Here is a 15,145-nt window from a genome sequence, read left to right on the forward strand (position 1 = left end):
GGGCGGGGGCACGGGCGGGGTCAGTGCGGAGCGGAGGTCTCCGTACGATTCGCGGCGCCGTCGTCGAACGCGACCACCGTGCCCGCGGTGCCCTTCGGGGACCGCAGCCCGAAAGCGCCGACGAGGGCGGCGAGCAGGGCGGCGGCGAGCGGGACGACCAGGGCGGCGTGGTAACCGTCGAGCAGAGCCGCTGGCGCATCCGAATCGGTGGCGGCGACGTTTACGGCGGTGGCAGCGGAGAGGCCGAGCGCGGCTCCGAACTGGAAGGACGTGTAGAGCAGGCCGCCGGCCAGTCCCTGTTCCTCCTCCTCGATACCGGCCGTGGCGGCGATGGTGAGGGGGCCGTACGCCAGCGCGAAGGCGAGGCCGAGGATGAGCAGGCTCGGGAACATCACCGGATACGTCCAGTCGGCGCCGACCGGCAGGAACAGGGCGTACGCGAGCGCGGCCAGCAGCAGTCCGACGAAGATCACCCTGGCGTTGCCGAACCGGCTCACCAGCTTGGGCGTGAGGGTGGGCGAGAGGATCGCGTCGATGCCGATGACGATCATCGCGAAGCTCGTCTGAAGCGTCGACCAGCCGCGCAGCTCCTGCAGATACAGCACCACGAGGAACTGGAAGCCGAAGAAGCCGGCCGCGAACAGCAGCCCCGCGAGGTTGGCGCGGACCAGTGAGGCGTTGCGGAAGATGCCCAGGCGTACGAGCGGGGAGGACGAGCGCCGTTCGACGGCGATGAAGACGCCAAGAAGGACCAGGCCCGCCGCGAGCGTCCCGAGAGTCCAGCCGATACCCGCATGAGAGACACGTTCGACGCCGAGGACGAGGAGCACGATGGCGGAGGTGATGCTGACCGAACCGGCCAGGTCGACCTTCTCTCCGGTCCGATCCGGCCGCGGCGACTTGGGGATGAGCGCGAGCGCGGTGATCAGGATGATGCCGGACAGGACGACCGGGGCGAAGAACACCCACCGCCAGTCGACCGCGGTGAGCAGCCCGCCGACGACCAGGCCGATCGAGAAGCCGCCCGCGGCGGTGCCGGAGTAGACGAGCAGGGCTTTGTCGCGCTGCGGGCCCTCCTCGAAACTCGTGGTGATGATCGACAGGCCGGCCGGCGTCATGAAGGCGGCGGCGACGCCGCTGACGAACCGCGCGACGATCAGCATCCAGCCGTCGGTGGCGAATCCGCCGAGGCCCGAGAAGAGCAGGAAGACGGTGAGCCAGAAGACAAACATCTGGCGGCGTCCGAAGAGGTCGGCGGCCCGTCCCCCCAGCAGCATGAAGCCGCCGTAGCCGAGGACGTATGCACTCATCACCCACTGCAGCTCACCAGTGGACATGCCAAGGTCGGAGCGTATGGAGGGAAGGGCCACATTGAGCATGGCCACGTCGATGCCTTCCAGGAAGATCGCACCGCACAGAACGAACAGCACGCCCCAGTCACGCGCACGCATGTGAATTCCTCGATGGTGTGTAGGGAAGTTCTTGGCTCACCACCATTGATGAGGCGCGAGGGGGGAACAACGGCGAAGATCGCAACGTTCGTTCAGCCAGGCTTACCGATCCGGCGATCTGGGGACGAACATGGAACGCGTTGAACTGGAGTGCTTTCTCATCCTCGCCGAGGAGCTGCACTTCGGCCGCACGGCGGATCGGATGCGGCTGTCGCGCGCCCGGGTGAGCCAGCTCGTCCAACGCCTGGAACGCCGCATCGGCGCCCCGCTGTTCGTCCGTACGAGCCGCCGCGTCGCCCTTACCGCCCTTGGCCGGCAGCTCCGCGACGACCTTGAGCCGCACTACCGCGCGGTCGAGGCCGCCGTCGCACGGGCCACCGCCGCCGCGCGCGGTATCAAACGCGGTATCAAGGGGGTGCTGCACGTCGGGTTCTCCAGCCCGCCGGCCGGGGAGATCGTGATGAGGGCCGCGGAGGCGCTCCGTATCAGCCACCCCGAGTTGGGCGTGGAGATCTGTGAGGTGCCGTTCTCGGACCCGTTCGGGCAGTTGCGCAACGGCGAGTTCGATGTGCAGCTCACGGAGTTCCCCGTGCGCGAAGACGATCTGGGCGAGGGGCCCATCCTGCTCACGGAGGAGCGTGTGCTGGCGATTTCGTCCAGGCATCCGCTGGCCGTCGGGGAGAAAGTGTCGCTCGAAGATCTGGCCGATGTGCTGTTGCTGACCATCGACGGTGAACTCCCGGACTACCGGCTGGAGCACCATGTGCCAGCGCGCACGCCCAGCGGCAGACCGATCGGCCACGGTCCGGCCGTCACCAACATGCAAGAGGCACTCCTGCTCGTCGCCGGCGGCAAAGGGGCCTTGCTGTCAGCCGCGCACACCGCCGCGTATTACACCCGGCCCGGCGTCGCGTACATTCCGTTCGAGGACGCCGACCCCATCGGATACGGCTTGGTATGGCGGGCCGGGGACGACACCAGCGCCGTCCAGGTCTTCGCGCGAACAGCGCTTGAGGTGGTGCGGAACACCCACCGCATCTAGTGCAGCTCCGCAATGATCCTGCGGGTCTGAGTCGCCCCTGCCGTGGCGGCCGGGGCGATCGATGTCACGCGGTGGAGCGTCAGTTCTCGATCACGATGGCTGCGAAGCCGGACAGTGCGCTGTTGACCTCTGCCAGGTCGAAGGCAGCGGGATCGAACTGGCCGGCGGTGTCGAGACCGAGCCATTCGAGCCGGTCGTCGTGTTCTTCGTGACCGGGGTCGGCGAGGATCTCGGTGAGATAATCGTATCCCCACATCCCGCCGCAGTCCTCGGGCGGGCAGGCACGGCGGCCGGTGAGGCAGCGAGGGTAGGCGATACCCGTTTCGGCGTCGGTGACGGCCTCGACGAGGATGTCGTGCTCCCAGTCGTCGCCGAAGTCGTAGGTGTAGCCGAGCCGGTCACCGGCACTTGGGGTGATCTGGTCGAGCCGCTTGGAAGCCGCGCTCCGGATCCCCAGCTCTCGGTCGGCGATTCCGTACCGGCCGTGCCCGATCTCGAAGGCCCACATGTGGTAGTCCTCCCAGCCGAAGGCCGTCTGGATGAGGTGGTGAAGCTGCTGCAGTGTGGTGTTCGACGGCACTTCCAGGCGGCGCCAGATCGGGGGCCGGGAGCCACACAGGGTGACCTTGATCTTGTGGACGACCTTTCCGGGTGCCGTCCGGGAGCGGGAGATCGGCTTCGCGCGCCTGGTATTCGCCATGGCCGTCATCCTGCCACCGGCCCCGGTCCCCGCGAGGCCGTCTGCTGCCGACGCCGTTCGTCCGCGCGACAATGATCGACGCTCGTCGAATCCAGGGGTGGGGTCATGCCGGCGCACAGCCCGTTCACGGTGGTCTGGGACAAGAACCAGCGGGCGGTCCTGGAGCAGTTGACCCACTCGCGCTCCGCCCCGCTGCGGCGCATCCAGCGAGCCGAGGTCGTCCTGGCTGCCGCTGACGGTATCTCCAACGCGGGCCATCGCCCGCAGCCACCGATTGCACATCGTCACCGTGCGACGGTGGCGCAAGCGATTCCACCTCGAGGGCATGGCTGCTCTGGACGACCGCAGGAGGCCGGGGCGCCCGCGTCGGTACGGGCCCGAGGTGGACCTTGCGATCGTCTCCACGGTTACCTCCGCCAAACCGGCCCCCGACAGTCAATGGACCCACAAGTCAATCGCCAAATCCCTTGCCGTAGACGACCGCCATGCAGGCCCGCTCGCGTCGCCGCCCCACCAGGCCCGCACGGCCGGCCATACCGAGCGCCGCGAGTTCGAGTGCCGACGCCACGGCACCGCGTCCATCGTGGCTGCCCTGGACGTGCACACCGGACAGGTCTTGGTCGAGGACATCGCCCGCAACGACTCCGTCACCTTCATCCGGTTCCTACAACTGCTGGACCGGAGCATCGACGCTGCCCTGACGATCCATCTGGTCCTCGACAACGGGTCGTCACACGTCTCGAAGGCCACGCGGGCCTGGCTTGCGGCCCACCCGAGGTTCACCGTCCATCACACGCCCAAGCACGCCTCATGGTTGAACCAGGTCGAGATCTTCTTCTCGATCCCGGCCCGCCGACTGCTGCGACGAGGCGAGTTCACCTCACGCCAGGACCTCATCGACCAGATACGCGAGTTCACCCTCGACTACGACAACGAAGCCCGCCGCTTCCGATGGACCTACGACGGCACCCCACTCAAGGCCACCTGACCCTCGCAGGATCAGTGCGGCGCTGCACTAGATCGTCGTTCCCAAGGGGTCAGTGGTCTGGCGACGCTCTTCATTCCCCAGCTGTACAGCAGCATCGCACGAGTGCCCGCCCGCGCCGTCGAGGATGTCCTCGTACACCCGGACCTTGAAATTGATGAGGTCCAGGCACTGCTCGAGCTGCTTCATCTGATCAGCCACCTGATCCTGGTGCCGCCGCAGGAGCTCGATGCGTTCCTGCTCGTTGCCGGCACCCTGCCTGGCGAGTTCGGTGTATCGGCGGATCTCTGGCAGGGGCATACCGGAGGCCCGCAGGATGATGCATAGGTTCAGCCAGTCCACGTCCTGTTCGCTGTAGACGCGTCGTCCGCCGGGCCCACGCGGCACGGGATTGACCAGCAGGCCCTCCTGCTCGTAGAAGCGCAGCGCGTGCACGCTCAATCCCGTGCGCTCGGCGACCTGTCCGATGCTCAAAATCTCCTTGTTCCCAGCCATGTTGCCGAGGATACGGGCTTGATCTCGAGTCAACTCGAGCTCCTAGAGTGCGGCACACAGTGGACGGACCAGCAAGGGAGCACGACCATGCGTTACCGCATCCTCGGCGGCACCGGCATCGAGGTAAGTACGTACTGCCTCGGGACGATGATGTTCGGCGCGGTCGGGAACACCGACCACGATGAGTGCGTCCGCATCATCCACACGGCCCTCGACCAGGGAGTCAACTTCGTGGACACAGCGGACATGTACTCCGCGGGCGAGTCGGAGGAGATCGTCGGAAAGGCGCTCCGGGGTCGCCGCGAGGACGTCGTGCTCGCCACCAAGGTCCACTTCCAGATGGGGAAGGGGCGCAATCGGAGCGGCAACTCGCGGCGCTGGATCGTCCAGGCGGTCGAGGAAAGCCTGAAGAGACTACAGACCGACTGGATCGACCTCTACCAGGTCCACCGCCCCGATCACTCGACCGACATCGAGGAGACGCTCGCGGTACTGGGCGATCTCGTGCGCGAAGGCAAGATCCGTGCCTTCGGGTGCTCGACCTTCCCGGCCGAGGAGATCGTCGAGGCCCATTACGTCGCCGAAGGGCGTGGGTTGCCGCGTTTCAGAACTGAGCAGCCGCCTTACTCGATCCTCGCCCGTGGCATCGAATCCTCAGTGCTGCCCGTTTGTCGGCGCTACGGCATGGGCGTGCTGACCTGGAGTCCGCTGGCCTCCGGTTTCCTGACCGGCAGGTACCGCCAGGGCCGACCCGTCGATCTTTCCAGCGGCCGGGCAAAGCTCACCCCCGCCCGCTTCGACCCCGCCATCCCCGAGAACGCGGCCAAGCTTGCCGCCGTCGAGCAGCTCACCGAACTCGCCGCCACGATCGGATGCACACTGCCCGAGCTCGCGGTCGCCTTCCCCGTCGCCCACCCGGCCGTCACCTCGGTGATCATCGGGCCGCGCACCCGGGAGCAACTGGAGCACCTTCTCAAGGGCGCCTCACTCGTGCTCGACGACACCGCACTCGACAGGATCGACGAGATCGTGCCGCCTGGGGTCAATCTCTACCACCCGGACGGTGCCTGGCGGCCGCCCGTGCTCGACGACGCCCCGGGGCGCCGCCGATCGTCGGCAGACCGCGCCGCCGCATAGATGGCTGGATGACCTGTTCCAAGGGGTGATGCGCGGTGATGGGTGAGGGCACCCGTGATCACGGTGTGACGAACAACCTGGACATCCCGGCGGCAGGGCTCTACGTCGAGATCGAGTAGGTGGATGTCGCCAGTAGCCCGGTGCTGACGCGGAAGACGGGCGTGGAGCCGGGCGGCTGTTACGCCTCGGTTCGGTATTCCTCCAGGTGGTCGGCCAGCTCTGTGGGGTGGCCGAGCATGGGGCAGTGGTCGCCGGGCAGTTCGTCGGGTGTAATGCCCAGGCGTTCCCGGACGATCCGGCGCATGTACTCGGCGGGGAAGAAGCGGTCGTCCCGGGACAGCAGGAACTTCGTGGGCACATCCGGCCACGCGGTCAGCGGCCATGGCTTCATGAACGGGGTAGCCGACTGCGTGCGCGTGCGCTTTGCGGCCTCGGTGGCCAGTTCTGGCGGGGTGTCGTGGTGGAACAGGGCGGTGTCGTCGCCGGGGTCCCTGCCGTCGCGTTCGTCTTGTTCGCGCCTGGCCTGCTCGTAGCCGGTGTTGGCCCACCACTGGCCCGGGGTCTCGCCCGGTGCCGGGATCTGCGCCTGGAGCATCACCAGCAGGTCCACCGGCACGCGGTCGCACACCAGCGGGGCGGTGAACCCGCCGAAGGAATGGGCCACCAGGATCAGGTCGACGCGATCACCGATGGCGTCGACCACGGTGTCGGCGTACTCGGCCAGCCCGGCCGAGTCGTCGTCGCACGGCAGGTCCACCGCCACCACCTCATGGCCCCACCCACACAGCTCAGCCTCCAGCAGGTGCCAGTACCACGGGCTGGACGCGGCGCCGGGAATCAACACATACGTAGCCATCGTCAGCGAGCCCCTCGGTAGCGGACACCGTGCCTCAACACCGTCGCTCGGCCCGCCAAGGCGCGGCGACCAACGCCCCACCGGTGGACCGCAGTTGTCCCCGGCACTCGGAAGGACTTGGTCCACGCAGTGATGAGGCGAGGGCATCCGCGAACAATGCGTGACGAACAATCTGGACACCCTCGCGACCGCACCCTACGTGAAGACCGACGACTTACTGAAGGAATCACCGCAGTTCGCACCGTGGCGGCCAGCCGTGGGCATCGCGCCGCAACTCGGCGACGCAGGGCTGGTAACGCCGGCGATGACGCAGGCGATGCTCGGCTTCACCTCCGAGGCCCGGTGGCTGCGGCACGCCTGCACCCCTTCCTGCCCAAACAACCCGGGTACAACAAGCGGCTGCGCAAGGCCGCCGAATTCATCCGGTACGTCACCCGGACGCCGGCCCGTGACACCACGCTCAGGACCGACGACGTGCGGGTGGTGGACTCCACGCCCGTCGAGTGCGGACGCTCCCGCGAGACCGTCAAACGCTCCGACCTGGCCGGATGGGCGCAGTACCGGTACTGCGCCAGCCACTCACGTTACTTCTGGGGACTGCGACTGCACCTGGTCTGCACCCTGCACGGCCTGCCGGTCGCGTTCGCGCTGACCGGGGCCGAGGCAGACGAACGCGAGACGCTGCGGGACTTGCTCGTCGTCGAGCCGCAGCTCACCGCCGAGCGCCCGGGCCAGACTCTGATCGGCGACAAGAACTACTTCGGCCGGGAGTTCGAGCAGCAGCTGGCCGAGCTAAACATCCGGCTTCTGCGGCCGGCCCGCAAGGGCGAGGCCGAGCGGGCCAAATCGCAACTGTTCAAGCCGCTGCGGCAGGTCAGAAGGGGTACCCTCGCGCTCCTGCCTCCCGCCTCCACGGCCGGGTACTCTCCGCGCGAGCGGGGGTGAGGCGTCGACTGGGGCCGGGGTCCCTCGCCTGCCGGGACGCCCCGCTTCTGGCAGTGCTGACGGCGATCACCGTGTCCGGGAGCGGCAACGGGCCGGGGCTCATGGCGATCGTACGGGCCGCACGTGACCTGGCGAGTGACCGGATTGCCGTCGAACTGGCTGAGAGCGGCTCTTGTGAACGGTCACGATATTCCCCATGGGGAAATTCATGGATTTCCCCATGGGGATCCCGCAACGCGCCTTCGTGGGCATCCGGTTCTACCGGCGCGGCGGCGCGCTTCCAGGAGCATCCGACAGTTGCCGCGTTGGTCCGCCGACGTCGGTCAGTAGCCGATGGTGAAGCGGCGTTGGACGAAACGCGGCAGTTCCGCCTCGTCTACGAGGGCGACGGCGGCGTCCTCCATGGAGATCCGGCTTCGCCCGTCCGCGTCGAGGACTGGCTGGTCGCCGCCGGTCCGGAACCGGCCCGTACGCTCACCTGGCGCGATGTCCTCCGCGGGGCTGAAGTAGGTCCACAGCCGGTTGGAGGTGCGCAGGACGTTCAGGGCGTCATCGAGCCACCTGCACGGCCTGGTGTCACTTGAGATCTACGGCCACCTGCAGACCCAGGCCCTCAGCCCGGAAGAGCTTTTCCGCGAAGAACTGGCCCAGCTCATCAGGTCCTTGGGCATCACACCGCAGAGGTGAAGGCCCTGCGCAAGCGGCCAGCTGCCCGACCACGGGCGCTGTCAAGTTGTTGAGTATGTCGGTGCCTGACGGCGCGTTGGGGCATGGTGGGCTTACGGTCCGGGCCTGTGGTCAGGCTGTGGTGGGCCGGCTGGCAGCTTGGGTGATCTGGTCCCAGATCGCGAAGCGGACGGTCATCTCGGCTCCGTGGTCGGAGGCTGCCATCAGGTGGCGGTGAGGGCGGAAGTGGGGCGAGACGCCGCTGAACGCGGACAGGAACCGCTGGGCCCCGCCTACGGAACGGAATCCCTTCATCGCGCGTTCACGCTGCCGCGTGGGCTGGTGGGAGTTCTCCGCCCGGTTGTTCAGGCCCTTGTGGGAACGGTGTTCCACCGAGGACATGACCTCGCGGTGCGCCGCGCTGTAGGAGCGGAGCTTGTCGGTGACGACCACCCTCGGCATCGTACGGGTCTTCTTTATCAGGCGGCGGAAGAAGCGTCTTGCCGCGGTCTTGTCCCGCCGATTCTGGACGAGGATGTCGCGGACGTTGCCATTCTGGTCGACGGCCCGCCACAGATACTTCAGCTCGCCGTTGACCTTGATGAAGACCTCGTCCAGGTGCCACTTGTCCCCGGGCCGTGGCCGACGGCGGCGCAGTCCGTCGGCATAAGCCTGTCCGAACTTCAGGCACCAGCGGCGGACCGTCTCGTAGGAGACGATGATGCCGCGCTGCAGCATCAGCTCCTCCACCTCCCGGAATGACAACGGGAAGCGGAAGTACAGCCACACGCAGTGGGAGATCACCTCGACCGGGTACCGGTGCCCCTTGTACGACGGCGGCGTACTGCCCACGGACAACCCCCTCCACCGTGATCAACCCGAAGATCATCCCACCCGTCAGCCAACGTGACAGTGCCCCGGGGAGGGCTCGTCGGGACCGGTTCGCTGGCTCGGGCGGAGGAACCGGCACGGCGCCGGGCACCCCGGATCCCTTCTCCTTGGGTTTCCCCCCGTCCTGGGAGCTGTGGCGCGCCTGCCCTCGTGACCAGTGAGGAGCTGCGGATCGGACGGGAGGGGACGCCGCGGGGCGCGGGTCCGTCCACGGTCGCAGAGTCAGCCCGGCCGTACTGCGGGGTCAGTCGCCCGAGGAGCGCTCCGCGAGGGCGAGGGCGAGGGTGAACAGGTGATGCAGGTGGGTGTTGCCGGTGCGGCGGGCCTCGATTTCCGCGCTGTGAAGGTGCCCGGTCGCGGCGAGGCGCAGGTCGGTCAGGGGGCGCTGGAGGACCGCGCCGGCGTGGTCGAGGTCGTACACGCGGCTGTGCCAGTCGAAATCGCGGCGTTGGACGGGCTCGCCGACGGCCAGTTGTCCCGCGTAGGCGACGTACCGGCCGTCGGGGGAGGTGGTGATGAGGTTGAGGTGCTCGGTGCCCGTGAGGGCGGGTGGGGCTGGCCGCGGGGCGAGGGTATCGGGGTCGAGGAAGTGGACACGTCCTTCGCCGGGGGCCTTGCCACCGACGACGTCCCACTCCGGTACGGAGAACAGGTGCTCCATGCGCGGCGTGGCCCGTTCGACATGGGGCCGCATGTGCGATCCGCCGAGCTGCCAGAGGGTCAGCCCGCCTTCCTGGCCGGAGGTGAGCAGTTGGTTGCGGCCGACGAATGTCAGGTCGATGATCGCGTCAGGCTGTACCGGTCCTCCGACGGCCAGGGCGCCGCCGAGGAGCACGTCGGCGGCGACCAGGACGTAGCCGTCGCAGAGCACCAGCCTGGTCCCCTCGGGGTCCACGGCGATCAGGGTGCCGTTGGAGAGTCCCCAGGCACTGAGGTCGACCTGCCGAAGGGCATCCGGCGAGGCGGAGCCGAGGCCCTCGTCGACCAGGGCGACGGGAAAAAGATGCAGGCCGGCTACGTAGCCGAAGAGCATCGTGGCCCCCCTGGCGCCGGCCATCGTGGCCGCTCGCGCAAGGATAGTGGTGCCCTGACCGGTGTGGCGGACGAGTTCGTACGTCCTGCCATGGCCGGGTGACCTGAAGGCGATGACGGTCGAGGCGTCGACGCAGGTGATCGAACTGTGATCGGGCGGGCCGGTGTGCAAGGTGCTCCGGGTGCCGGTGCGCAGGTCGAGGGTCTCGATCGTCTCCTGGTAGCCGTCGGCGGTCGTGGCGACCGCCAGGGCGTCGCTGCCGTGGGCGAAGGAGATGAAGTCCTCGTCGAAGAGGTCCAGCTCGGCCGGGAGCCGGGTGCTCGCGCCCGCGGAGGCATCGGCAATCAGAGTGGCGGTGCGGCGGGCGGGGAGTGAGCGGAGGGCCTCCAGCAGCGCACGGTCGACCGCGTCGGCAGGGTGCCAGCGGCGCACGGGGATGCGGTGGGCAAGCCGGGCGGCGTCGGTCAGCGAGCAACGGCAGACGGCCTCCCAGTACGTCGGCCAGTCCTGTCGGCGGGCGAGTTGGTCGGCTACGCGGAGGAGGTTGTCGCGGGTGGCCGACAGCTCGGTGGCGCGGTCCCAGCCCGACACTTCGACCGTGGTGCCGGGCTGCAGCACGCGGTCCTTGAGGTGAACCCGTGGTGAGCGCGCACTGGCCTCGGGGTCCTGGGGTAGTCCGGCAGCCCGCAGGGCGTCGTTCTGGTTGTGCAGGGCGCCGACCAGGTCCCTCTCGTGCTCGTCGGGGTTCGCTGCGGCGAGCTGCCTCCAGAGTGCGACGGACTCCGCGCCGGCAGCCAGGGCCTCGTCGTGGGTGCCGACGGCCGTGAGGCTCCTGCAGAGCAGGCCGAGCGCGATGGCGAGATGCTGCCGGTACGTCAGAGAGTTGTCGCCGGCTAAGCGGCGGTAGAGGCCAACGCACTCCGTGATGGCGGCGACAGCCTCCTCGTGGCGTGCGGCGTCGACGAGTTCGCTGCGGAGGTTGAGCAGGGCGAGGGCGAGGTTGTGCCGGTGGCGTACGGGGTCGGCGTCGGCCAGTTCGCGCCAGATCCGGACGGCTTCAAAGGACGTCTCGGTGCCGTCACCGGGCGTGGAGGCCGGGCCTCCCGCCCCGGCGCCGGACGGAGGCCGCTCGACGACAGTGTCGGTGTCGGCCGCGCTCCGCAGGGTCAGGGCCGCAGCGTTGGTCAGGGCGATGGCGAGGCCGGCCCGGAAGCGCGGGTCGTCGGCCTCCCGTCGGCGGTAATGCTCGATCGCCTCCTGGTTGGCCCGGTACGCCTCGGTCCACCGCCCGGCGCGTTCCAGGTGCGTGGCAAGGTTGGCCAGAGCGGTCGCAAGGTCGAGGTCGTACCGCGGCCGGTCCAGCCCGTGGAGGCGACGGAAGATCCCCACCACCCGTTCCTGGGCGGCCACGGCCTCGGTCCCCCGCCCGGTCTTCACGAGCAGGTTGACGTAGTTGGTCAGGGACTTCCCGACGTCGGCCTCGTAGATCTCCGGCTGCTCGACGGCCAGGCGTTCGAAGGCACTGACCGCCCGCAGCACGACGCGGACCGCTTCCTCCTGGCGGCCGAGCAGGCTGAGGTCGTTGCCGTGGTTGACCAGGACACCCGCCATCGCTCCCGGGCCGTCGGCCACGTCGAGCAGCAGTTCCAGCAGGCGGACCCGCAGGACGGCGGCGGCCACCTCCAGGTCGGCCGGGGTCGGGCGGGGCAACCGGTTGAGCACCTTGCCCAGCAACTCGTCCGGGATGGAGAGGAGGTTGGCTAGGGCGAGCAGGGCAGGCGCGCCGGCGGCCACGGCCAGATCCGGATTCTCGTCCAGCAGCGGGAACAAGCAGCGTGGACCGACGTGTGGCCAGCGTTCGGCCGCCGCGGCGAGCATGGTGACGGCCCGGGTGGGCAGGTCGTCGTGGCGGGTGGTCACCGCGGCGTTCTCCGGGGCCCAGTGCTGCGCCGGGTACGCGGCGCGGTGGCCGGGCAGGGTCAGGGCGACGAAGTCCTCGGCGAGCCGGTCGGGGTAGAGCGGTTCGAGGACGGTGGCCCGCACGGGATCGGGTGGCGGGTAGCAGATCGCGTGGTCGGCGAGGACCTCGGCGGTGGGGCGCCCCAGAGACAGTGCGTTGAGGAGTGCGGTCCCGGAATCGAGGGACCGGGGGCCGCTGAGGGCGGCGGTGAAGACGGCCCGGTTCATCGTGGCGGGCGGAGTGGCGATCCGGCCGTGGCGCCTCTCCCGGTACAGACGTGCCCAGTTGAGCTGTTCCCGGTCCAGCAGGTAGAGGGCCAGTCTGGCGGTGCCCGGCAGGGCGGGTACGGCGGCCGGGTCGAAGGTGGCCGGGGGAACGGGCGCGGGCAGGGTACGGCCAGTGGCGTGCGCGTCGACTGCGACCAGGGCGGCCATGTGGACGGCCAGCACCAGACCGAACTCGGGGTGGCCCAGGTCGGCCGGGCCGTTGCGCGGCGGTGGGACCCCGTACCGAGCGGCGAAGCCGTTCAGGGCGGCCCGGTACATGGTGTGACGTCCTTCGGGCTCCGCGGCGGTGGCCCTGCTGGGACTGTCGGGGCCGTTCGCGACGAGCGGTGGCAACAGCTGCTGAGAGAACGAGACCTGCTCGTTCACCAGCGAGGCCCGTAGCGCCGGCCAGATGTCCGTACTGCGGGCGATCAGCAGGATCCGCACTGGGAGATCGGTGCGGTGCAGCAACGCGTTGCTGAACAGCCAGGTCAGCGAGGACAGCGGCCACCGGTCGGCGTAGTCGACCAGGAGAAGCAGCCCAGCGGTGCCGTCCGGGCGCAGGTCCTGGCTGCCGGGCGGCGGCAGGACACCGCCCGGGCCCTCGGCCGCCGCGGCCACCGTCCACCCGAGCTCAGCCATCTGGGCCGCGAGCTCGTGCGCCATCCGCGTCTTGCCCTGCCCGCCGGGCCCGTGCAGCCACCGAGCGGCCCGGCCTCGCTCCTGGGTGCACCACTCGCGCAGCTCCCGCAGTTCCTGCTCGCGGCCGGTGAACCCGACCACGGCGAACCGGGCGTTGAGCATCCGGCTCGGCTGCTCGCGCAGCCACTCGTCGTCGAGCGCGGGCGGCGGCCGCCACAGCTCCAGCACGTACAGCGGCGTGCCGTCCCCGAAGACGTGGATATCGGCGCCGATCACCCCGTACGCGAACCCGCCAGTGGCGGTGACGTACTGGGAACTCAAGCGCGCTCACTCCGCTCCTGATGGACAATCACGTTGCCACCCTGAGAGGCGAACACCTGTGCGTGATCGTGGGCGACGACGTGCATCACCCACTGCTGCTCCTCCTCGGGCAACGAACGCCGCATCCGCTCGGTGAGGTCGCTCAGCTCGCCCGCGAGTTCCGGGTGCTCGCGCAGCAGCTCCTGCACCCTCAGCTGCCAGGCCGGCAGCAGGCTGCGCCGGGCCGCCGCCGTGTCGTCGGCCCGCGCCACGAGGGCGGCGTCGCCGTCCAGCTGCGCCGCGACCAGTGCGATCCGGCCGTCCGCGGCGGGGGCGGCCTCCGTCCCGCCCTCCTCCGGTGCCGTGCCGCCAACAGGCTGCGCCGCAGTGCCGTCCCGCGAGCTTGTGCTGGAACGCCCGAAGAGCCCCAGTACACCAGTCCGGGTGGCCTGCCAGGCATCCGTGGCCATGGCCCCGACGAGAGCTGTCGATCCCGCGGTGGCCAGCGCCACTAGTGATTCCGCCAGCATTCCCCCGCCGTTCCGACGTTCCGCCGCATCCGTCCTTTCATGTCTATGCTGCCACCAATCGCGTTGCGGCACACCATAGTTGGGGACTCCGGCGGACCCGTCGTACTGTCAGGACTCATTGAGCTGCGCTTCACCACCTGCACGTACGAGCAGCTGCGGTCGGCGTCCTGCCCTCCCCAGTACTGCGCGATCGCTGAAACAGTTGAACGTCGGGCCACCGCTGCAACGCGGGGATATGGTTCGTCAGGGAGTGCGGTCGAGTTGAGCGCCGTCGAGACAGAGAAGGTGCCAGCTGTAGCTGGCTGGCAGCCTATGGCCACGAAGGTATTCGTTCGCCCTATGACGGGGTGCCCGTGCCGTCATAATCGGTCGCCCCATCTCCGCCAGTCCAGCAGCCGCACGGCGGGGCTCCGCGAGGATGGACCAGGCGGGTCCTCTCTACTCACGGAACCGGCGGCGCGGCCCATCTGCACCGCGACCGCGCCACGCGCACTTGCGTGCGCCCACGCGCCCCGAAATACCCTTCCTGACCGACCAGAGCAGACGGACATCTCGGGGGACGCATGGCCTCGACCGCCTCGAGGCCCTCGTCCGCAACCGGCTCAAACGACTTCAGTACCGGCCCGACACCCTCGACGGCTTCATAGCCGGCACCGGCCTGACTCTCGACACCCCAACGACACCCTGACGAGCCGAAGTCAGTAATCACGCCATTCGCCAAGCCTGTTGGGGGCTGGCCGGCCACCTGTACTCCACCATCGACCTGGGAATCTGACGTGCCCCAATACCGTCGGCAGCAGTCCGCCGTCTTCGTCTTCACCCCTGACGCCGAACTCACCGCTCACAACAGCCCCTATGACGGGGTCACGATCGCATGGCCCTGACCAGGTGGAACACCTCGCGGGCAGCGTAACGCTTGAGGCACCGGACGATTTCGCGCCGGGTCTTGCCCTGCTTGATGCGGCGTTCGTAGTAACTCCTGGGTGCGCGGGTCGCAGCGCAGCCGGGTCTACACGATCCGGTGCAGGGCAGCGTTGGCCTGCCGATCGCCGCCGCGGTTGAGGCGACGGTACTGCCTCGCGCCCGGGGTTCGCTCGAGCAGAGTCACGGCCGTGTCCGGGCCGATGCCCACCACAGCGAGTAGCTGCGGTGCGTGGCGTTCCGCAAGTCGGGTCAAGCGGCGTTCCAGGTCCTGGATCTGCGCGGTGAGCTGCTCGATCCGGTGGGCCAGCAGGCACAGGGTGAT

General features: G+C 68.9%; 12 protein-coding genes and 2 pseudogenes. 6 read left to right on the top strand and 8 right to left on the bottom strand.

Features of this window, described 5'->3' with window-relative positions; genetic code table 11:
• Positions 1 to 20: 20 nt before the first annotated feature.
• Positions 21 to 1,451 carry an MFS transporter gene (locus tag ACIPEK_RS36755; protein WP_402005453.1) on the bottom strand — a complete coding sequence of 477 codons (1,431 nt, stop codon included), beginning with the start codon at positions 1,449 to 1,451 and terminating at the stop codon, positions 21 to 23.
• A 130-nt stretch (positions 1,452 to 1,581) separates the two neighbouring features.
• Here ACIPEK_RS36755 and ACIPEK_RS36760 point away from each other — a divergent pair, with 130 nt between their 5' ends.
• Positions 1,582 to 2,493: a LysR family transcriptional regulator gene (locus tag ACIPEK_RS36760; protein ID WP_402005455.1), complete on the top strand. Its 912-nt coding sequence runs from the start codon at positions 1,582 to 1,584 to the stop codon at positions 2,491 to 2,493.
• A gap of 79 nt (positions 2,494 to 2,572) precedes the next feature.
• Here the strand turns inward: ACIPEK_RS36760 and ACIPEK_RS36765 are convergent, their stop codons facing one another.
• Positions 2,573 to 3,193 (bottom strand): plasmid pRiA4b ORF-3 family protein, encoded by a 621-nt coding sequence (locus ACIPEK_RS36765; protein ID WP_402005458.1) that lies wholly within the window; start codon positions 3,191 to 3,193, stop codon positions 2,573 to 2,575.
• A 256-nt stretch (positions 3,194 to 3,449) separates the two neighbouring features.
• On the opposite strand from ACIPEK_RS36765, the gene ACIPEK_RS36770 reads away from it, so the two are divergent.
• Complete coding sequence (locus ACIPEK_RS36770) at positions 3,450 to 4,181, top strand: IS630 family transposase (RefSeq protein ID WP_402005499.1); 732 nt, start codon at positions 3,450 to 3,452, stop codon at positions 4,179 to 4,181.
• Positions 4,182 to 4,208: 27 nt separating this feature from the next.
• On the opposite strand, the gene ACIPEK_RS36775 is transcribed toward ACIPEK_RS36770, so the two are convergent.
• Complete coding sequence (locus tag ACIPEK_RS36775; RefSeq protein ID WP_402005461.1) at positions 4,209 to 4,673, bottom strand: MerR family transcriptional regulator; 465 nt, start codon at positions 4,671 to 4,673, stop codon at positions 4,209 to 4,211.
• An 87-nt stretch (positions 4,674 to 4,760) separates the two neighbouring features.
• Here ACIPEK_RS36775 and ACIPEK_RS36780 point away from each other — a divergent pair, with 87 nt between their 5' ends.
• A complete protein-coding gene (locus ACIPEK_RS36780) occupies positions 4,761 to 5,810 on the top strand; it encodes an aldo/keto reductase (RefSeq protein WP_402005464.1) in 1,050 nt (349 codons plus the stop codon).
• A 178-nt stretch (positions 5,811 to 5,988) separates the two neighbouring features.
• Here ACIPEK_RS36780 and ACIPEK_RS36785 read toward each other — a convergent pair whose 3' ends face one another.
• A complete protein-coding gene (locus ACIPEK_RS36785) occupies positions 5,989 to 6,666 on the bottom strand; it encodes an alpha/beta hydrolase (protein WP_402005467.1) in 678 nt (225 codons plus the stop codon).
• A 160-nt stretch (positions 6,667 to 6,826) separates the two neighbouring features.
• On the opposite strand from ACIPEK_RS36785, the pseudogene ACIPEK_RS36790 reads away from it, so the two are divergent.
• Positions 6,827 to 7,542 (top strand): annotated as a pseudogene (locus ACIPEK_RS36790) (transposase); the annotation flags it as partial.
• A gap of 642 nt (positions 7,543 to 8,184) precedes the next feature.
• On the top strand, positions 8,185 to 8,298 hold the full coding sequence (locus tag ACIPEK_RS36795; protein WP_402005502.1) for a hypothetical protein: 114 nt from the start codon (positions 8,185 to 8,187) through the stop codon (positions 8,296 to 8,298).
• A 111-nt stretch (positions 8,299 to 8,409) separates the two neighbouring features.
• Here the strand turns inward: ACIPEK_RS36795 and ACIPEK_RS36800 are convergent, their stop codons facing one another.
• The 3 genes from ACIPEK_RS36800 to ACIPEK_RS36810 all read right to left on the bottom strand — a co-directional run bounded on the left by ACIPEK_RS36800 (position 8,410) and on the right by ACIPEK_RS36810 (position 13,839).
• Positions 8,410 to 9,129 (bottom strand): IS6 family transposase, encoded by a 720-nt coding sequence (locus ACIPEK_RS36800; RefSeq protein WP_402005470.1) that lies wholly within the window; start codon positions 9,127 to 9,129, stop codon positions 8,410 to 8,412.
• Positions 9,130 to 9,412: 283 nt separating this feature from the next.
• Positions 9,413 to 13,390, bottom strand: a complete 3,978-nt coding sequence (locus ACIPEK_RS36805; protein ID WP_402005473.1) for a hypothetical protein — start codon at positions 13,388 to 13,390, stop codon at positions 9,413 to 9,415.
• Positions 13,387 to 13,839 (bottom strand): hypothetical protein, encoded by a 453-nt coding sequence (locus ACIPEK_RS36810; RefSeq protein ID WP_402005476.1) that lies wholly within the window; start codon positions 13,837 to 13,839, stop codon positions 13,387 to 13,389. The genes ACIPEK_RS36805 and ACIPEK_RS36810 overlap by 4 nt, the downstream gene beginning before the upstream one ends.
• A 628-nt stretch (positions 13,840 to 14,467) precedes the next feature.
• On the opposite strand from ACIPEK_RS36810, the pseudogene ACIPEK_RS36815 reads away from it, so the two are divergent.
• A pseudogene (locus ACIPEK_RS36815) lies at positions 14,468 to 14,587 on the top strand (IS630 family transposase); the annotation flags it as partial.
• 321 nt (positions 14,588 to 14,908) lie between these two features.
• Here ACIPEK_RS36815 and ACIPEK_RS36820 read toward each other — a convergent pair.
• Positions 14,909 to 15,076: a hypothetical protein gene (locus ACIPEK_RS36820; RefSeq protein WP_402005478.1), complete on the bottom strand. Its 168-nt coding sequence runs from the start codon at positions 15,074 to 15,076 to the stop codon at positions 14,909 to 14,911.
• Positions 15,077 to 15,145 lie beyond the last annotated feature (69 nt).

The sequence above is a fragment of the Streptomyces sp. NPDC088246 genome (genome assembly GCF_044741025.1).
In the GTDB taxonomy this organism is placed as follows: Bacteria; Actinomycetota; Actinomycetes; order Streptomycetales; family Streptomycetaceae; genus Streptomyces.